General features: G+C 70.5%; 19 protein-coding genes. 10 read left to right on the forward strand and 9 right to left on the reverse strand.

Going from position 1 to position 18,041, the window contains the following annotated elements:
• Window positions 1-124: 124 nt before the first annotated feature.
• Both AB0I38_RS24345 and AB0I38_RS24350 read right to left on the reverse strand, forming a co-directional pair.
• Entirely contained in the window at window positions 125-670 is a 546-nt protein-coding gene (locus AB0I38_RS24345) for a type 1 glutamine amidotransferase domain-containing protein (RefSeq protein ID WP_358471747.1), read from the reverse strand.
• Window positions 630-1,058, reverse strand: a complete 429-nt coding sequence (locus tag AB0I38_RS24350) for a DUF2809 domain-containing protein (protein WP_358471749.1) — start codon at window positions 1,056-1,058, stop codon at window positions 630-632. Before AB0I38_RS24350 ends, AB0I38_RS24345 begins: the two co-directional genes overlap by 41 nt.
• Window positions 1,059-1,098: 40 nt before the next feature.
• Here AB0I38_RS24350 and AB0I38_RS24355 point away from each other — a divergent pair, with 40 nt between their 5' ends.
• The 6 genes from AB0I38_RS24355 (at window position 1,099) to AB0I38_RS24380 (ending at window position 8,641) form a co-directional block, all read left to right on the forward strand.
• Entirely contained in the window at window positions 1,099-2,727 is a 1,629-nt protein-coding gene (locus AB0I38_RS24355; protein WP_358471751.1) for an ABC-F family ATP-binding cassette domain-containing protein, read from the forward strand.
• Window positions 2,728-2,846: 119 nt separating this feature from the next.
• Entirely contained in the window at window positions 2,847-4,655 is a 1,809-nt protein-coding gene (locus AB0I38_RS24360) for an ABC transporter substrate-binding protein (RefSeq protein WP_358471753.1), read from the forward strand.
• On the forward strand, window positions 4,652-5,704 hold the full coding sequence (locus AB0I38_RS24365; RefSeq protein ID WP_358471755.1) for an ABC transporter permease: 1,053 nt from the start codon (window positions 4,652-4,654) through the stop codon (window positions 5,702-5,704). Before AB0I38_RS24360 ends, AB0I38_RS24365 begins: the two co-directional genes overlap by 4 nt.
• Complete coding sequence (locus AB0I38_RS24370) at window positions 5,701-6,585, forward strand: ABC transporter permease (protein WP_358471757.1); 885 nt, start codon at window positions 5,701-5,703, stop codon at window positions 6,583-6,585. The genes AB0I38_RS24365 and AB0I38_RS24370 overlap by 4 nt, the downstream gene beginning before the upstream one ends.
• The gene (locus AB0I38_RS24375; protein WP_358471759.1) at window positions 6,582-7,559 is read left to right on the forward strand and encodes an ABC transporter ATP-binding protein; all 978 of its coding nucleotides are present in this window, start codon (window positions 6,582-6,584) and stop codon (window positions 7,557-7,559) included. The genes AB0I38_RS24370 and AB0I38_RS24375 overlap by 4 nt, the downstream gene beginning before the upstream one ends.
• The gene (locus tag AB0I38_RS24380; protein ID WP_358471761.1) at window positions 7,556-8,641 is read left to right on the forward strand and encodes an ABC transporter ATP-binding protein; all 1,086 of its coding nucleotides are present in this window, start codon (window positions 7,556-7,558) and stop codon (window positions 8,639-8,641) included. Before AB0I38_RS24375 ends, AB0I38_RS24380 begins: the two co-directional genes overlap by 4 nt.
• A gap of 96 nt (window positions 8,642-8,737) precedes the next feature.
• Here AB0I38_RS24380 and AB0I38_RS24385 read toward each other — a convergent pair whose 3' ends face one another.
• From AB0I38_RS24385 to AB0I38_RS24395, 3 genes are read right to left on the reverse strand one after another with little or no spacing between them, the layout of a single operon-like run.
• On the reverse strand, window positions 8,738-9,370 hold the full coding sequence (locus AB0I38_RS24385; protein WP_358471763.1) for a maleylpyruvate isomerase N-terminal domain-containing protein: 633 nt from the start codon (window positions 9,368-9,370) through the stop codon (window positions 8,738-8,740).
• A 15-nt stretch (window positions 9,371-9,385) separates the two neighbouring features.
• Entirely contained in the window at window positions 9,386-9,700 is a 315-nt protein-coding gene (locus AB0I38_RS24390; protein WP_358471765.1) for a DMT family transporter, read from the reverse strand.
• Window positions 9,697-10,323 carry an FMN-dependent NADH-azoreductase gene (locus AB0I38_RS24395; protein WP_358471767.1) on the reverse strand — a complete coding sequence of 209 codons (627 nt, stop codon included), beginning with the start codon at window positions 10,321-10,323 and terminating at the stop codon, window positions 9,697-9,699. Before AB0I38_RS24395 ends, AB0I38_RS24390 begins: the two co-directional genes overlap by 4 nt.
• 73 nt (window positions 10,324-10,396) lie before the next feature.
• Between AB0I38_RS24395 and AB0I38_RS24400 the strand changes: the two genes are divergently transcribed.
• Complete coding sequence (locus AB0I38_RS24400) at window positions 10,397-10,951, forward strand: TetR/AcrR family transcriptional regulator (RefSeq protein WP_358471769.1); 555 nt, start codon at window positions 10,397-10,399, stop codon at window positions 10,949-10,951.
• Between the two features lie 133 nt (window positions 10,952-11,084).
• Here the strand turns inward: AB0I38_RS24400 and AB0I38_RS24405 are convergent, their stop codons facing one another.
• From AB0I38_RS24405 to AB0I38_RS24415, 3 genes are all read right to left on the reverse strand, one after another.
• Window positions 11,085-11,843: a nucleotidyltransferase domain-containing protein gene (locus tag AB0I38_RS24405; protein WP_358471771.1), complete on the reverse strand. Its 759-nt coding sequence runs from the start codon at window positions 11,841-11,843 to the stop codon at window positions 11,085-11,087.
• 390 nt (window positions 11,844-12,233) lie between these two features.
• On the reverse strand, window positions 12,234-13,010 hold the full coding sequence (locus tag AB0I38_RS24410; RefSeq protein WP_358471773.1) for an SDR family NAD(P)-dependent oxidoreductase: 777 nt from the start codon (window positions 13,008-13,010) through the stop codon (window positions 12,234-12,236).
• Between the two features lie 81 nt (window positions 13,011-13,091).
• Window positions 13,092-14,030: a ribose-phosphate diphosphokinase gene (locus tag AB0I38_RS24415; RefSeq protein ID WP_358471775.1), complete on the reverse strand. Its 939-nt coding sequence runs from the start codon at window positions 14,028-14,030 to the stop codon at window positions 13,092-13,094.
• A gap of 150 nt (window positions 14,031-14,180) precedes the next feature.
• Here AB0I38_RS24415 and AB0I38_RS24420 point away from each other — a divergent pair, with 150 nt between their 5' ends.
• Together AB0I38_RS24420 and AB0I38_RS24425 are read left to right on the forward strand one after the other, a co-directional pair.
• Window positions 14,181-15,179: a DMT family transporter gene (locus AB0I38_RS24420; RefSeq protein WP_358471776.1), complete on the forward strand. Its 999-nt coding sequence runs from the start codon at window positions 14,181-14,183 to the stop codon at window positions 15,177-15,179.
• Complete coding sequence (locus AB0I38_RS24425) at window positions 15,176-16,054, forward strand: DMT family transporter (RefSeq protein WP_358471778.1); 879 nt, start codon at window positions 15,176-15,178, stop codon at window positions 16,052-16,054. The genes AB0I38_RS24420 and AB0I38_RS24425 overlap by 4 nt, the downstream gene beginning before the upstream one ends.
• Here AB0I38_RS24425 and AB0I38_RS24430 read toward each other — a convergent pair.
• Entirely contained in the window at window positions 16,019-17,272 is a 1,254-nt protein-coding gene (locus AB0I38_RS24430) for an MGDG synthase family glycosyltransferase (RefSeq protein ID WP_358471780.1), read from the reverse strand. The two genes, AB0I38_RS24425 and AB0I38_RS24430, sit on opposite strands and share 36 nt — an antisense overlap.
• Window positions 17,273-17,295: 23 nt before the next feature.
• Here AB0I38_RS24430 and AB0I38_RS24435 point away from each other — a divergent pair, with 23 nt between their 5' ends.
• Window positions 17,296-18,036 (forward strand): polysaccharide deacetylase family protein, encoded by a 741-nt coding sequence (locus tag AB0I38_RS24435; protein WP_358471782.1) that lies wholly within the window; start codon window positions 17,296-17,298, stop codon window positions 18,034-18,036.
• Window positions 18,037-18,041: the final 5 nt, after the last annotated feature.

An 18,041-nucleotide genomic window follows, 5' to 3' on the forward strand; every position in this document is an offset into this window, starting at 1 on the left:
ATTTGGTCTACATCTAGACCTTTCCGATCCTAAGAGCAAGGCGTTACAAGCGGGTTTCCTGCGACCTGCGATACATCATCTGAAATGAGGGGATATCCGGGGCCGGTGAGGGGCCCCGGAGCGGTCACTGGCTGAACGCGTCGATCGCCCCCTGGCAGAACGCCTTGAGGTCGTCCGGCTTTCGGCTGGTGACCAGGACGTTGAGGCCCGCCGTGCACACGACGATCTCCCGGTCCACCCAGTTGGCGCCCGCGTTGCGCAGGTCGGTCTGGAGGCTCGGCCAGGAGGTGACCATGCGGTCGCGCACCACGTCGGCCTCGATCAGGGTCCACGGCGCGTGGCAGATCGCGGCCACCGGCTTGCCCGCCTCGAAGAAGTCACCCACGAACCGCACCGCCTCGGGCACCGTCCGCAGGAAGTCGGGGTTGGCCACCCCGCCCGGCAGGACCAGGCCGTCGAACTCGGCCGCCGACACCTCGTCGACCGTGGCGTCCACGGCGAAGGTGTCGCCGCGGTCGAGGTGGTTGAAGCCGCGGATCCGGCCGGAGCTGGTGGAGATCAGCTTGGGCGTGCCGCCGGCCTGCTTGATCGCCTTCCACGGCTCGGTGAGCTCCACCTGCTCGACGCCTTCAGGGGCGACGAGGAACGCGATCGTCTTTCCCTGCATCATCTGGATTCCCCCTTGTGGGATGGATGTCCTCCTCCCCCTTTCCGGGGGGTCGCGTTGTATGCAGGGTGTGTCCGGCCCACGCCGCGGCGGCTCCCACGGCGTACCAGAACAGGTCGGGTGGGTTGAACGTGCTGCCGAGGATCGGCCGCAGGATCGAGGGGATCTCGGCGAGCTGGGCGAACTCGATCGCCCAGCTCAGCCCGGTCGACGCTAGCGCGGCGACAATCGGCCGAATATGTCGCCAGACGAGCACGATAAGGGCATAAATCAGGAATGTGTAGAGCGCGTCGCCCGCGTACTTCACGACGGGCCCGTCCCACAGGGCCCGCACGCCGAGCCCGGCCACGATCGTGAGGACGGCGGCGGCGGCGACTGGCAGGCGGGACATCGGCCAACCCTAACGGCAAGGTGACCTAGCATCGGAGACCATGAGCGCGACCATGGTGGTGAAGGATCTCGCGGCAGGTCACGGCGAGCGGGTCCTGTTCTCCGGCCTCGATCTGGTGGTGAGCCCCGGCGACGTGATCGGGCTCGTGGGGGCCAACGGCGCGGGCAAGTCCACCCTGTTGCGCCTGCTGGCCGGTCTCGACCGGCCCGAGCACGGCACCGTACGCCTGAGCCCGCCGACCGCCACGGTGGGCCACCTCCCGCAGGAGCCCGACCGCCGGCCGGGCGAGAGCGTCAGGGAGTTCCTGGCCAGGCGCACCGGTGTCGCGCGGGCGCAGCGCGACCTCGACGAGGCCACCCAGGCGCTGGTGGAGGAGCGGCCGGGCGCCGACGACGCCTACAGCCTGGCGCTCGAACGCTGGCTCTCGCTGGGCGGCGCCGACCTGGAGGAGCGGTCGGAGGAGATCGGCCTGGCCGTGGGCCTCGACCAGCCGATGACCTCGCTGTCCGGCGGCCAGGCGGCCCGCGCCGGGCTTGCCTCACTGCTGCTCAGCCGCTACGACCTCTTCCTGCTCGACGAGCCGACCAACGACCTCGACCTCGACGGGCTCGACCGGCTGGAGGGCTTCGTCAACGGCCTGCGGGCCGGCACCGTGCTGGTCAGCCACGACCGCGAGTTCCTGGCCAGGACCGTCACCAAGGTGCTGGAGCTCGACCTGGCGCAGCAGCGCGTCAGCCTGTTCGGCGGCGGCTACCAGGCCTACCTGGAGGAACGGGAGGTGGCCAGGAGGCACGCCCGCGAGCAGTACGAGGAGTACGCCGGCACCCGCGCCCAGTTGGAGACCCGCGCCCGCACCCAGCGCGCCTGGATGGAGAAGGGCGTGAAGAACGCCCGCCGCAAGGCCACCGACAACGACAAGATCGGCCGCAACCTGCGCGTCGAGACCACCGAGAAGCAGGCAGCCAAAGCCCGCCAGACCGAGCGGCTGATCGAGCGGATGGAGGTCGTCGACGAGCCGCGCAAGGAGTGGGAGCTGCGGATGGAGATCGCCGCCGCGCCACGCTCGGGGGCGGTCGTGGCGACGCTGCGCGGCGCGGTGGTCAGGCGCGGCACGTTCACGCTGGGCCCGGTCGACCTCGAGATCGGCTGGGCCGACCGGGTGGCGATCACGGGCGCCAACGGCTCGGGCAAGACCACGCTGCTGGGCGCGCTGCTGGGCCGCACCCCGCTGGACGAGGGGCACGCCGCGCTCGGGCCCGGCGTGGTGGTCGGCGAGGTCGACCAGGCGAGGCGGCTGTTCGAGGGCGACGAGCCGTTGCTGGAGGCGTTCGCGCGGCACACGCCCGAGCTGGCGCCCGCCGACGTGCGGACACTGCTGGCGAAGTACGGGCTGAAGGCCGGCCATGTGCTGCGGCCCGCCTCGACCCTGTCACCCGGCGAGCGGACCCGCGCGGCCCTGGCGTTGCTGCAGGCCAGAGGGGTCAACCTGCTGGTGCTCGACGAGCCGACCAACCATCTCGACCTGCCGGCCATCGAGCAGCTGGAGTCGGCCCTGGCGAGCTATCCGGGCACGCTGCTGCTGGTCACGCACGACCGCAGAATGCTCGACGCCGTCCAGGTCGATCGGCGGCTCAGGGTCGACGCGGGCAGGGTCGTCCAGCTCGCCTGAAAATTTACACCGGATCAGGAAACGAAGATGAAACAATTTTCCGTAGCTCGTTGACATGGACTCTTCCTATGGTGTGCCTTTCTCTACAGCAGGATTCCCCCGCCTGAAGGTGAGGCACCATGAAGAAAATGTTCGCGCGTCTGGCTGTGCTGGGCGTCGCGCTGTTAGTAGCAGCACAGGGCCAGATCGCCCACGCTCAGGAGCCCGCCGCGGGGAAGAAGATCGTCCGCGTCGGAGCGACTCAGGCGGTCGACTCGATGAACCCGTTCCTCGCGGTCCGGCTGGTGTCGTCGTCCATCCACCGCTTGATGTACGGCTTCCTCACCGTCCCCGACCCCAAGACGCTGCAGCCGAGCCCTGACCTGGCAGAGTCGTGGACGACCTCCGACGACGGGCTCACCTGGACGTTCAAGATCCGCCAGGCCAAGTGGTCCGACGGCAAGCCGATCACGGCCGAGGACGCCGCCTGGACGTTCAACAAGGTCATGACCGATGACGCGGCCAAGACCGCCAACGGCCCGGCCGCCGAGAACTTCGAGAGCGTCACGGCCAACGGCCAGGACCTGGTCATCAAGACCAAGGCCCCGCAGGCGTCGATGCTGGAGAACCCGATCCCGATCATGCCCAAGCATGTCTGGGAGAAGGTCACCGACATGGCCAATTACGACGCCGAGGTCTACCCGGCGGTGGGTAGCGGGGCGTACATCGCGATCGAGCACAAGAAGGACCAGTACGTCAAGCTGAAGGCCAACCCCGACTACTGGCGGGGCGCGCCCAAGATCGACGAGCTGCAGGTCATCTTCTACGACAACCCCGCGGCCTCGATCGTCGGCCTGAAGAAGGGCGAGATCGACCTGATCGGCCGTCTCGCGCCGCCCGACTTCGAGGCGCTCAAGGGCGACCCCAACATCGTGGAGTGGAACCAGCAGGGCCGCCGGGCCGCCTACCTGCAGATCAACCACGGCGCGACCACCTCCGACGACAAGCCCATCGGCGACGGCCACCCCGCGCTGAAGGACCCGAAGGTGCGCCAGGCGCTGCACTACGCGATCGACAAGCAGAAGCTCGCCGACGAGGTGCAGAACGGCCTGGCCAAGCCCGCCGACGGCTCGATCGTGCCGCCCATGTACACCGACTTCTTCTGGGAGGCGAACGGCGACACCAAGGTCGGCCACGACGTCGCCAAGGCCAACCAGATCCTCGACGACGCCGGCTACAAGAAGGGCTCCGACGGCGTCCGTACGATGCCCGACGGCAAGCAGAAGCTGGAGTTCCGCTTCAGCATCCACACCGACACCCCGATCGAGGACAAGCTCGCCGAATACCTGACCGGCTTCTTCAAGGAGATCGGCGTCACGCTGACCACCAAGAAGCTCGACTCCAGCAAGTTCACCGAGGAGACGGGCACCACCGCCCTGTTCGACATCGCGATCAGCGGCTGGTCGGTCAACCCCGACCCCGAGGAGGTCCTGGCGACGCACCTGTGCAGCCGCAGGCCCACCGCGTCGGGCGAGGGCGGCGGCACCGAGTCGTTCTACTGCGACGAGACCTACGAGAAGCTCTACCAGGAGCAGCTCAAGGAGCTCGACCGGCCCAAGCGCGCCGAGATCATCAAGCAGATGCAGGAGCGCCTCTACACCGACGCTCCGGTGATCGCCATCTACTACCCGAACGACCTTGAGGGCTACCGCAAGGACCGGATCACCAGCATCACCCCGATCCCCGAGAACAACGGCATCCTCTACGGCGGCAGCGGCTTCTGGCCGTTCTACACGCTGGACGCCGTCGCCGCCCCGGCCGCCGGATCCGCCGAAAGCGGCTCCAACACCGGCCTCATCGCCGGCGTGGTCGGCGCCGTGGTCGTCATCGGCCTCGGGGCGTTCTTCCTGACCAGGCGGCGCAAGAGCGTCGCGGACGAGCGCGAATGACAACACCGCTCGACGCAGCGGAGCCCGCCGTCCAGGCGGCGGGCTCCGGTGACGGGCGCCCCGCCTACCGAGGCACGCTGAGATACGCGCTGTCGAAGGCAGGCGGGGCGTTGCTCAGCATCGCCATGGTGATCGTCGGGACGTTCTTCGCGTTCCGCCTGCTGCCCGGCGACCCGGTACGCGCCCTCGCGCAGGGCCGCAACATGACCCCGGCCCAGCTCGACCTGGAGCGGCACCGGCTGGGGCTGGACAAGCCGCTGATCGAGCAGTTCTTCGACTTCGTCGGCAAGACGCTCCGCCTGGACCTCGGCACCTCCTACGAGTACAAGCGGCCGGTCCTCGACCTCATCGGGGATCGGCTCGGCGCCACGCTGCTGCTCGCCGGAACGGGCCTGGTCATCGCGGTGAGCTTCGGCCTCTGGCAGGGCATCCGGGCCGGCTGGCGGCCCGGCAGCCGCTTCGACCGCTTCTCCACCGGCGTCTCGCTGGTGCTCTGGTCCGTGCCGACGTTCTGGCTGGGACTGCTGCTGCTGATGACCTTCGCGGCCGGCATCGGCCCGATCCCGGGCCTCTTCCCCACCCGGGGCATCGAGAGCGTCGACGCCCCCGACGGCTTCGCCTACGTCCTCGACGTGGGCATGCACATGGTGCTGCCCTGCCTCACCCTGGCCGCCGTGATCTACGCCCAGTATCTGATGGTCATGCGCTCGTCGCTGCTCGACGAGGTGAGCCAGGACTACGTGACCACCGCGCGGGCCAAGGGCCTGCGCGACGACGACGTACGCCGCCACCACGCGGTGCCCAACGCGCTGCTGCCCACGGTGACGCTGATCTTCATGCGCATCGGCTTCGTCGTCGGCGGCGCGGTCACCGTCGAGGCCGTCTTCAGCTGGCCCGGGCTCGGACAGCTCTTCTACGAGGCGATCAGGGTGCCTGACTTCACGCTCATGCAGGGCACGTTCATGCTGCTCACCGTGGCGGTCATCCTCATGAACACACTGGCCGACGTGGTCTACCACGTCCTCGACCCGAGGGTGAGGTCGGCGTGACCAGTGTCACCTGGACCCGGAGACGGCGGGCGCTCGGCCGCTTCTGGGACACCTTCCGCCACGAGCGGCCCGGCGTGATCGGGCTGGCCGTGCTGGTCGCGGCCGTCGTGCTCGCGCTGGTGGCTCCGCTGTTCATCGACGAGAGCGTGACCAACGTCGTGAGCGGCACGGGCGAGCGGATGGCCGCGCCCAGCCTCGACTACCCGTTCGGCACCGACGAGTCCGGCCGGTCGATCCTGCTGATGGTCTGGTGGGGGGCACGCACCTCGCTGCTCATCGGCTTCCTGGCCGCGCTGCTCACCATCGGCATCGGCACCGTGATCGGCATCGCGGCCGGCCACTTCCGCGGCTGGATCGGCGCCGTGCTGATGCGCGTCACCGACTGGTTCCTGGTGCTGCCGTCGCTGGTGACGGCCCTGGTGCTGGCGGCCATCCTGGGCGGCAGCACCATGACGATCATCATCGCGATCGGGGTCACCTCGTGGCCGTCGACCGCCCGGCTGATCAGGGCCCAGACCCTCGCCGTGGAGGCCAGACCGTACATCGAGCGGTCCAAGGCGCTCGGCGGCGGTCACTGGCACATCACCACCAGGCACGTGCTGCCCAACGTGGCGCCGCTGCTGCTGGCCAGCACCACGCTGGAGGTGGCCAGCGCGATCGTCACCGAGTCGACCCTGGCCTTCCTCGGCGTCAGCGCCAACAAGACCTCGTGGGGCACCATGCTGCGGGGCTCCTACGACTGGGGCGCGGTCAACCAGGGCGCCTGGTGGTACATCCTCATCCCCGGCCTCTGCATCGTCGCCGTCGTCATGGCGTTCACCCTGTGCGGCAGGGCGCTGGAGTCGGTGCTCAACCCGCGACTGCGGAAGGCGGGCGCATGACGGCCCTTCTCGAACTGGACGATCTCTCGGTGACCTACCGCATCGCGGCGGGCGAGGTGCCCGCCGTACGCGGGGTGTCGCTGAGCCTGGACTCGGGGGCGGCGCTCGGGGTCGCCGGAGAGTCGGGATCCGGCAAGTCGACGCTGGCCATGGCGCTGCTGCGGCTGCTGCCGCGCGACGCCCGCGTCGGCGGCCGGATCCTGCTCGACGGCGAGGACGTGCTCACCATGAAGTGGGGCAGGCTGCGCGCCGTCCGATGGGCCCAGGCGTCCATCGTGTTCCAGGGCGCGCAGCACGGGCTCAACCCGGTGCAGCGGATCGGCGACCAGATCGCCGAGCCGCTGCTGGTGCACAACCTGGTCAAGCCCGACGGCGCCCGCAAGCGCGTCGCCGAGCTGCTCGAACAGGTCGGGCTACCCGCCTGGCGGGCCGGCAGCTATCCGCACGAGCTGTCCGGCGGGCAGCGGCAGCGGGTGATGATCGCGATGGCGCTGGCCTGCTCGCCCCGGCTGATCATCGCCGACGAGCCGACCACGGCCCTCGACGTGATGGTCCAGGCGCAGGTGCTCACGCTGATCAAACAGCTGATCGCCGAGCACGGCATCTCACTGATCATGATCTCTCATGACCTCTCGGTGCTCGCCGACGTGTGCGACCGGCTGGCCATCATGTACGCGGGCCGCGTGGTCGAGAACGGCCCGTCCCGGGAGGTGTTCCACGACGCCAGGCACCCCTACGGCCGGGCGCTGGCGGCGGCGTTCCCGACCGTGGGCGACCCGGTCTCCCGGCTGGCGCCCAAGGGCCTCGGCGGCGACCCGCCCGACCCCATGCAGCTTCCGACCGGCTGTTCGTTCCACCCGCGCTGCCCGGTGGCGCTGGACGAGTGCTCGACCCTCGACGTCGAGCTCTGGCCCGCCGGCGAAGTGCGTTCGGCCGCCTGCGTGCACGTACGGGCGAAGGAGGAGATCTCATGACCGAGACGCAAGCCGCGGGGGGCGAGTCCCGCGCGCCCGAGGAGGCTCCTGCCACCGCGGAGGGCGAACCCCGCGCGCCCGAGGAGGCTTCTCCCGCCGCGGAGACCGCGACCACCACGCGCGGCACGCTGCTGGAGGCACGCGACCTGCATGTGGAGTTCCCCTCACGGGGGCGCCGCGCCCGCGCGGTCGACGGGGTCAACCTCGCGGTCGCCGAAGGCGAGATCGTGGCGCTGGTCGGCGAGTCCGGCTGCGGCAAGACGACGCTCGCGCGCACGCTGCTCGGCCTCGAACGCCCGACCTCCGGCTCCGTCGTGTATGGCGGCACCCCGCTCGACTACGGCTCCAGGTCCCTCAAGACGTACCGGAGGGAGGTGCAGCTCGTCCTGCAGGACCCGACGGGCTCGCTCAATCCGAGGCACACCGTCTACGAGGCGGTGGCCGAGGGGCCGCGCATCCACGGCCTGCCCGACGAGCAGGAGGTCGTGGCAGCCGCGCTGGCGAAGGCGGGGCTGCGACCGCCGGAGCGGTTCTTCCTGCGCTACCCGCACGAGCTGTCCGGCGGGCAGCGGCAGCGGGTGGTGATCGCCGGAGCGCTGGCGCTTGACCCGAAGGTGCTGATCGCCGACGAGCCGGTGGCCTCGCTCGACGCCTCCGTCCGGGGCGAGATCCTCGCGCTGATGCTGGGGCTCCGTGACGACCTCGGGCTGTCGGCGCTGGTCGTCACCCACGACCTCGGGCTGGCCTGGAACATCGCCGACCGGGTGGCGGTCATGTACCTCGGCCGGATCGTCGAGTCGGGGCCGGTGGAGCAGGTGCTGACCGCTCCCCGTCACCCCTACACGCAGGCGCTGCTCTCGGTGCTGCCGGAGTCGCCCGAGCGGGTGGTGCTGACCGGCGAGCCGCCGGACCCGACGCGGATTCCCGGCGGTTGCCGCTTCCACGCCCGCTGTCAGGTGCTGGCCTCCGGACGGGCGGCCGAGGCGGGGGTCGACGGCAGGTGCCGGTCGGAGTCGCTCACCGTGCTGCCGGCCGTTTCCGGCGCCCAGGTGGCGTGCCACTACGCGGAGGTCGCGGGCTGACGGCCCTGCCCGGGACCCGTGCTTGGAGCGGTGCTCGGACCCGCGCCGGGATTCGCCTCGTCGGTGAGGCGGATCCCGGCTCTTCTTGGCGCTGGTCTAGAAGGCGCTGATCGTGGCCGGCGCGCGCTCGGCCCTGCTCAGGGTGCGGATGACCGCTGTCGCCCCGTGGCGGTGCACGGCCAGCCGCGCCAGCATGTCGACGACCGGGTCGACGACCTCGGACGGCAGCTCCGGCGTCTCCACTCCCACGCTGGCGGCCAGGTCGTCGGAGTGCACCACCAGCTCGATCAGCCGGGTCAGCAGGAAGTCGTCCAGCAGCAGCGACCAGCCCGACCAGGGCAGGGACACCACGCTGTCGGCCGGCTCGGTGGGGAGCGCGGCCCGCTGGCGCTCCAGCAGCGTGCCCGTCCTGGCGGCGAGCGCGACGGGCCCTTCGGCGGCGGCGGCCTCGCCGCCCCGCCTGATGCCGATGTTGCTCTCGTGGTCGAGGCCCGCCTGCACCCACGGCGACATGGAGTAGTGCTCCAGCAGGGAGACCGGCTCCTGTGCCTCCTCGGGCCGCTGGCCGAGCACGGCGTCCACCCGGACGAGCTGGTGGGCCAGGTGCCCGGCAAGGCCCGCGACGCTGAACTCGGTGAGCGCGCTCGGCTTGTCCCACGCCGCGGCCACGGCAGGGTCCCCGAGCAGGTCCACCGCCGACCGCGCTGCGACCAGATAGGACTCCCTCATGGCGGACCTTTCCCCTTATGTGGTGACTCGGGCCAACACTATCCCGCCGACGATCAAAGCGAGCGCCGCCATTCTGCCCCCCGACAGAGGGTCGTCGTTGAGCACGACGCCCAGTGTGATCGCCCCCACCGCGCCGATGCCGGTGAACACCGCGTAGGCCGTGCCGACCGGCAACGTGTTCATCGCCTGGGACAGCAGCCACACGGCGGCGGCCATCAGCACGAGGCAGATCAGCGTGGGGATCGGCTTGGTGAAGTTCTGCGTCGGCTTGATGCTCTGCGACCAGGCCACCTCGACCAGCCCGGCCAGCAGCAGGACGGCCCAGCTCATGCGGTCACCGCCTCGATCGCCGCCGCCAGCGATCTGTCGTGCTCGGCTCGGCGGTGCCTGAGAGCCGGGTCCAGGAGCGCGTTGACCAGCTCCGCGTGCACGAACGTCACGTCCTCGATCCCGAAATGGCCACGGAAGAAGTCGCGCAGGTAGCGCTCCTGGTGGTCGAGCGGCTCGCGCGGGGAGCCCGGGCCGTAGGCGCCGCCCCTGGCGCTCGTCACGACGAAGGATCGCCCGCGCAGCGACATCCTCGGGAAGGTGATCTGATCGAGCCAGGCCTTCAGGGACGACGGGATCGAATAGTTGTACATCGGGGTGCCGATCAGCACCACGTCCGCCGCCACCACCTCGTCGAGGAGCGGTTCGACGATGGCCCAGGCGTCCTGCTGGGCGGGGGTGCGGACAGCCTCCTTGTAGCGGGAGATTTCCGATATTTCGTGTTCTAGGACGTAATCGCAGAGTTCGGTCCACGCTTCGCCGATGTGCGGCACGGGGTCGGCGGCCAGATCGCGGTGAACGTACCCGTCGCCGGGGTGGGCGGCGCGCCACCTCTCGGCGTACATGCCGGAAAGCCTCCGCGAGTACGAGGCGCGGCGCGCGCTGGCGTCCAGGTGTAACAGCATGGTCTCTCCTCCTAAGCGGACATAGCGTCCAGTTAACCATAACCGGACGCCATGTCCAGATAGGGTGGAACGCATGGAGAGAGCCGACGCCGCCCGCAACCGGGCGAGGATTCTCGACGCCGCCGCCCGGCTGTTCGCGGACAGACCTCCGCAGGACGTGACCATGGACGACATCGCCAAGGCGGCGGGTGTGGGGCGCGGGACTCTCTACCGCCGCTATCCCGACCGGGCCTCGATCGCCGTCGCCCTGCTCGACGAGCACGAGCGGGCACTGCAGGAGCAACTGCTGCGCGGTGACCCGCCCCTCGGTCCCGGCGCGCCTCCAGCCGAGCGGCTGGCCGCCTTCTACGCGGCCATGGTGTGTCTGCTCGAGGATCACGTTCACCTGGTGCTCGGCAGCGAAGTGGGCCGCTCACGCTTCGAGACCGGCGCATACGGCTTCTGGCGCGCGCACGTCCGCTCGCTGCTCGCCGCCGCCCGTGCCCCCGCGCCTGACGCCCTGGTGGACGTGCTGCTCGCGCCCCTAGCCCCCGAGGTGTACGCCTACCAGCGCTCCGGCCTCGGTCTCACCCCGGCACAGATCGCCGAAGCGCTGACCAGACTCGCCGGCATCCTGCGAGTGAACTGAGCCTCTTGAAGTGTCCGTACGTGCGCGAGGTTCGTCTGATGCGTGGCCGCCGGCCACCTGGAGATCCTGACCGGTGATCCAGCGGGCGCCTGGTGTGAGGCCGAAGCCGAAAGTGTCGGTGGCAGGCTCCTCATCAGCGCCTTGCCGGGGGTGCTTCTCCATGGGTGCGCAAGGTCTGTCTGATCGTTTTCCCGAGGAAGGCGCGGGCCAGTCTGGCCCGGCGGAAGCGGCTGATCCTGGGGCGCGGCAGGCCGTACCTCCGGGCCCGGATGTCGGCGACCACCTTGGCGGGGGCGCCCAGGTCGAGCAGGACGCCGAGCGCCTCCCGCTTGCTGATCAACCGGCCGTCTCGCAGCGTGACCGTCGCCCGAGCCACGGTCACCAGGCCCAGATCGACCCAGACATCCTGGAGCCAGCGCCGCCGGCCACGCGTCTTGACCAGCCAGAACCCTCGCAGGTCAGCCCGGATGAAGTCGGCCAGTTCCTGGTCGGAGACCGGCGGGAGCAGGCCGGCGGGCGGCGGGCCGTACAGTTCCAGGGCTCCCTCGTGCAGCTCGCGGCGCGTGACGGCGGTGACCGGGCGTTCGAAGAGCTCCCGCATCGCCCACGTCACGTGCTCGGTCGCGGGGTCGGAGAGCTCGTCCTGGGCCAGGTAGGAGCAGTGCAGGTGCTCGGCGAGGGGCAGGTCCAGGGCTTGGTGCAGCCGCTCCAGGCGGTCGCGCTGCTCGTCCGTGAGCGGCGTCTCGACGACCGCTATCAGGTCCAGGTCACTGCGCCCCGGCTGGTAGTCACCTCTAGCCAGCGAGCCGTGCGCCCAGAGCGCCACGAGAGGGACCACGGGCCGCAGGTCGTCCAGAAACCGCGTCAGCAGTAAATGCGTGGGAGCGCTCATCGGGAACCTCCGAGGAGACCCCCGCCTTCAGGCGAGGGAGGAATCGGACCCCTGCGGAGCAGGACAGGGGCAGGCGATTCGCCGCCAGGCGGACCGCCGTCAAAGCGCCGCACGACACCGCGCGGTTCGGTAGTGTGTTCGACGGTGGCGACACCCAAGCCACCGGACGAACGATCGGAAACACCCTCGCCGCAGGGCTTGCGGAGAGGCGAAACGCCTGTGGAGCCGGTGTAAGACCTCAACGAGAGTCCTCTCTCGGGCGGGCGACCGGCGGTGAAGCAGGAAGCCCGACCGGCGACGGTTGGAATCCCGGTTCTTCAGAGCCGGGAGGATGTCAAGATCCCACCTTGGCCGATGCGGTGCCGGGACGGAAGGTCATCTGCAGCGGCATCAGAGCGCGTGCCCACCGGCCACCTGGATCACCTGGCCGGTGATCCAGCGGGCCTGGTGTGAGGCCAGAAACACAACGGCGTCGGCGATGTCGGCCGGCTCGCCCGCGCGCCGCAGGGGCACGATGGAGCGGACGTGTCCGACCATGGCGGCGTCCATCCAGCCGGTCTGCACGGGGCCGGGGGCAACCGCGTTGACGCGGACACCGGCCGCGGCGAGGTCGAGGGCGGCCGCCCGGGTGAGGGCTTCGAGGGCCGCCTTGGAGGTGCCGTAGCCGATCTGGCCGGGGAAGGCGCGGGCGGCGTCGGTGGAGATGTTCACCACGCACGGGGTGGCGCCGGGCTGTCGCCGTCTCGCCAGCTCGGCGATGAGCAGGGCAGGGGCGATCGCGTTGACCTCGTAGTGGCGGCGCAGGCCGTCGGCGGTGAGGGCTTCGAAGGTGTCGGGTGACTCACAGTGCGCGGCGTTGTTGACCAGCACGTCGACCGGCCCGAGATGGCGTTCGACCTGGTCGAACAGCCGCCGGTCCGCGTCCGGCTCGCGCAGGTCGCCGTGCACGGCCACCGCGTCGCCCAGCTCGGCGGCGAGCTCGCCGGCAGTGCCGGCGGCGATGGCGGCGTGTTCCCACGTGACGCCCGGCGGAGCGGGCGTGCCGGTGAAGTGATGCACCGCGACGCGCGCCCCTTCGGCCGAGAACGCGCGCGCGATCGCCGCGCCGATCCCTCCGCTCGCACCGGTCACGAGTACGGTGCGGCCCGCCAGTTTCGTGTCGACCATGACGTGAGCATGGCGAGTCACCGGTCGGACGATCAACCGGGCAAAGGGTTGTCAGGGGGTGGCGGACTCGCGCAGAGGGTGTCAGGGAGTGTCGAACAGGGCGCTGACGGATTCGCCGTCGTGGATCCGTCGCATGGCCTCGGCCAGCGCGGGAGCGATGGACAGGACGGTCAGCTTGTCGCTCTTTTTGGGCGGCGGCACCGTGTTGGTGCAGACGATCTCGGCGACCTCGGGCAGCGCGCTGAGCCGGTCGATCGCGTCGGCCGCGAAGAGACCGTGCGTGCAGGCGATCCGCACCGAGTTGACGCCGCGCTCGCGGAGCCGGTCGAGCAGCTCGATGACCGTGCTGCCCTTGGCGATCTCGTCGTCCAGGATGATCACGTCCTTGCCGGTGACGTCTCCGATCACCGAGCCGATCACCACCCGGTCGTCGGCGAAGCGCTGCTTGGCGCCCATCGCCACCTCGGTGCCGAGCAGCCGGGCGAAGGCCGCGGCCTCCTTGGCGTTGCCCAGGTCGGGCGAGACGACGACCGTGTTGGACAGGTCGTACCGCCTGAAGTGGGCGGCCAGCTCGCGCAGCGCGTGCAGGTGGTCGACGGGCACGCTGAAGAAGCCGTGGACCTGGGGTGAGTGCAGCGTCATCGCGAGCACCCGGCTGGCTCCGGCGGCCACCATCAGGTCGGCGACCAACCGTGCGCCGATCGAGATGCGAGGCGCGTCCTTCTTGTCGGAGCGCGCGTAGGCGTAGTGCGGCAGCACCACGGTCGTCCGGGCGGCCGACGCTCCCCGCGCGGCGTCGAGCATGAGAAGGAGCTCGACCAGGTGCTCCTGCGTGGGCGGGACCAGTGGCTGGATCAGGAAGACGTCGCGTTCCCTGCAGTTGGCCTGCAGCTGGACCTCGAGGACGTCGTTGGCGAAGCGGTTGATATGGACTGGGTGGAGCGGCGTGCCGAGGTGGGCGCAGATCTCCTCGGCGAGCTCGGGATGGGCGGAGCCGCTGAAAACCGTGATGTCTCGCACGATTCACAGAGGATATCCGTACGGGCTCGCGGAGTCCTCTCCAGTGGGTGCGCGGCGTCGCGCAGGGCGGCCGACCTGCACGGACACCGTCGGCGCAGGCCAGGCATGGAGTCCGCGGCCGGAGGGAAGGGTGCCCTGGGGGACTGTTCAGTGCAGGTTCGCCGGACGGAGCGAACCGAGACTCCGAGCACCGGTGATCAAGATACGGGGAGTGGCTGCTTCGGCACCCGTCCCGTCGAATCCGGGCATCAGGAAGAGGCGTCACGCGTGGTCATCGCTGTTTGCCTGGGGGCGGCGTGCCTTCTGGGCCTGGGGTTCGTAGCCCAGCAGCATGCCGCCTACAACCTGCCTCTGGGTGAGATGCTGCATCCGCGCCTGCTGCTGGACCTCGCGCGCGCGCCGCTGTGGCTCATGGGGATCGGCCTGATGATCTGCGGGCAGCTCCTCGGCGCGTTCGCGCTCTGGCAGGCCAGCGTGGCGCGGGTCCAGCCGATTCTCGCGACGAGTCTGCTGTTCGCGCTGACCGCCGCCCATGTCGTCTACAAGGAGCACTTCGCTCTCATGGAGTGGCTGGGGGCGGTGCTGGTGAGCGGCGGGGTGACGCTGTTCCTGTTCTTCGGGGAACCGCAGGGGGGTCATCCGCCGGCGCACAACTCCTCGCGGTGGCTCGTGGTGCTTCTCGTGCTCGTGGTCGCGGCCGTGCTCGTTTTCGCCGGGCTGCGCTGCGCTCTGGCGACCAAGGCCATGTTGCTGGCGGCCGCGGCCGGAGTGCTGTACGGACTCCAGGACGTGCTGACGCGCAGCACGGTGATCTCGCTCAGCGAGGGGCCGGGCGCCGCGCTCATGACCTGGCAGCCGTATCTGCTGCCCTGCGTCGCCCTGGTCGGGCTGCTGCTCAACCAGAGCGCGTTCGACGCCGCACCGCTCCGGATCTCGTTGCCGGCCACCACCGCCGCCGAGCCGATCGTCGCGATCGTGCTGGGTGTCGCGATCTTCGCCGAGAAGTTGCGGGTCACGCCGGCGGCGCTCGCGGCGGAAGTGATCGGTCTGATCGCGATGGTGACGGGGATCGTCATCCTCGGGCGGTCCCCCTTTCTCGCCAAATCGGAGCAGGACGCTGCCCAACGCCCGGAGGAGCCGGAACGATGATCTCGGTAGTGCTGGCGTTGTGCGCCGCCATCTCCAACGCGGTGGCCTCGAACCTTCAGCGGATGGCGGCGCGAACGGTGCCCGAGAGCAAGGCGTTCCGGCCGGCTCTCATTCTGGATCTGATCCGGAGTCCGATCTGGCTGGGCGGGATCGTCGCTCTCATGGCCGGGTTCGGCTTCCAGGCCGCGGCGCTGTCGACGGGGCCACTGGCCCTGGTGCAGCCGGTTCTCGCCACCGAGCTGCCGTTCACGATGGTGTTCCTCTCGTTGATCTTCAGGATGAGGCTGGAGGGGCGGATATGGCTGGCGGTGGTGACGATGACCGTGGGGCTGGCGGTCTTCCTGCTCAGCGCCGCGCCCAGCGCAGGACACGAGCCGCCCGGTACGAAGGTGTGGATCCTGGCGGCGATCGTGACGGTCGGGGTGATGCTCGGACTCTGCCTGCTGGCGCGACTGATCGAGGGCGACGGCCGGGCCGTTCTGCTGGGGGTGGCGACGGGCATCGGGTTCGCCTTCACCGCCGCGCTCATGAAGCAGAGCACCACCATCCTGGAGGAGGGCTTGGTCGTTCTGGCGGCCTCCTGGCAGCCGTACGCGATGGTGGTGGCGGGACTGTGCAGCCTGTTCCTGCTGCAGAACACGTTGCAGAGCGGGACCTTGGTGGCCGCGCAACCGGCGCTGACCATCAGCGATCCGGTCGCGAGCATCCTCTACGGCACCATGATGTTCGGCGAGGACGTCCGGACGGGCCCGTGGATCATCCTGGAGGCGATCGGCATCGGCGCGATCTTCTTCGGCAGCTTCCTGCTCGCCAAATCGCCCCAGGTCAGGGCACAGCTGCTAGCCGACACGAGGCCCAAGGGTCAGCGGGGCTGAGATCAGGCGCGATTCGGCGGGCGGCGACAGGAAGAGAGCCGACGCCCGGGTGGTCTGGGCCTGGCGCCGACGCGGCTCCGTCAGCCGGTCGAGCGCGTCGAGGAGCTCCGCGCCGGTTCGCGCGTGCGCGCTCACGCCCGCCCGTGCCATCGCCAGCGCGCCGTCGCGGCCGTGGCCCGGGATGGGCCGGTAGGAGACGACGGGCAGTCCCGCGGCGAACGCCTCCTCACAGGTCAGCCCGGCGGCGTTGTCCACCAGCGCGTAGGCCGCCGACATGAGCTCCGGCATGTCCTCCTGCCAGCCGAGGACCGGCCCCGTCCGGGTGGCGGTCAGCCGGCGGCGCAGCCCGTCATTGCGCCCGCACAGGATGACCGGCGTGTACCTGCCGGAACGCGCGAGGATCCGGGCGGTCCGCGCCACCTCGCCCACGCCCCAGGATCCGGCCGAGACCAGCACCAGTCGCTCGCCGGGCGCCGCGCCGATCCGGTCGCCGACCCGGGCGCGGATCCTCGCCCGATCGGCGGTGGATGTCCCTGCTCCCGGTGTCCACCTCTCGGGTGGACGCGTCTCGGGTGGACGTGCCTCGGGTGTACGCGATGCCTCAGGTGGACGTGCCTCGGGTGTACGCGATGGGTCGGGTGTACGCGGTGGGTCGGGGGAGAGGCGGAGGAACTCAGGGCGTACGACGGGGGCGTGGTGGAACGAGGGCCGCCCGGTCACGGCGGCGAGGTGTGGGATCACGGCCGGGTTCGGGCACAGATACCGGTCGTTGCCCGGATGCAGCCAGAGCCGGTGCACGGCGAAGTCGGTCACCAGCACGGTGCTGGGAGCCGGCAGTTCGCCCCGCCCTCTCAGCCTCCCGGTCACCTGGGCCGCCAGGTGGAAGGCCGAGATCACCTCGTCCGGCTGCCGGTGGGAGACCAGGCGGCGCAGGCGGGCCCCGGCCAGGACGGTCAGCGGCGAGGTCGACGGGGCGCGTTTGCCGACGAAGAAGACCCGGTAGATGACTTCGTACAGCCATGGCGCGCGCGTGATCATCCAGTGATACCAGTGGCGCAGCAGCGGGCCCAGCCCCATGGGAAGCAACCGGAGGACATCGATGATCTCCACCTCGGCGCCCTGCGCGGCGAGCCGCCGGGCGAGTTCCGCGGCCACCTGGTCGTGGCCGGTGCCCATGGCGGCGCTGATGATCAGCAGGCGCCGGCCGGCCGTCTTCACGCTGCGCTCCACGGGGGCGTGAGATGGCGCGTCGGGCGTCCCTCCCGGTGGCGCTGGCGGGGCTGGCGCTGGTCCACGCCGGCCCGGCCGTCACCTGGCTGCCCTCGGTGCGGCGCGTGCTGCCGGGCCTGGCCGGAGCGGGAAACGCCGGGCACGTGGCGCTGACCTTCGACGACGGCCCCGATCCGCGGTCCACCCCGCGGTTTCTGGACGAGCTCGGGCGGCTCGGCTGCCGGGCGACGTTCTTCGTCCTCGGTGAGATGCTGGCGCGTCATCCCGAGGTGGCGCGCCGCATCGTCGCCGAGGGGCACGAGGTGGGCGTGCACGGCTGGCGGCACGTCAATGCCCTCCTCACCCGGCCGGGAGAGGTCGCCGTGGAGATGGGCCGGGCGGTGGACCTGGTCCAGGAGGTCACCGGTTTCCGCCCTGTCTGGTATCGCCCGCCGTACGGTGTGCTGAGCGCCGAGGCGCTGGTCGCGGCCCGGCTGTGCGTGCTGCGTCCGGTGCTGTGGACCGTGTGGGGCAAGGACTGGACGGCCGAGGCGAGCCCGGCGTCGGTCATGACGACTCTGCTGCCCGGTCTGCGCGGCGGCGCGACCGTCCTGCTCCACGACTCCGATCACACGGCGGCCCCGGGGTGCTGGCGGTCGGCGCTCGGCGCGCTGCCCGAGGTGGTGGACCGGTGCCGTCAGCTGGGGCTGCGGGTGGGGCCGCTGCGCGAGCACGGTGTCGCCGGGGCGGGCGCGGTGTCCGGCGCCGTCTAGCACCG

It is taken from the genome of Nonomuraea cavernae (assembly GCF_040655715.1).
GTDB classification, from domain to species: domain Bacteria; phylum Actinomycetota; class Actinomycetes; order Streptosporangiales; family Streptosporangiaceae; genus Nonomuraea; species Nonomuraea cavernae_A.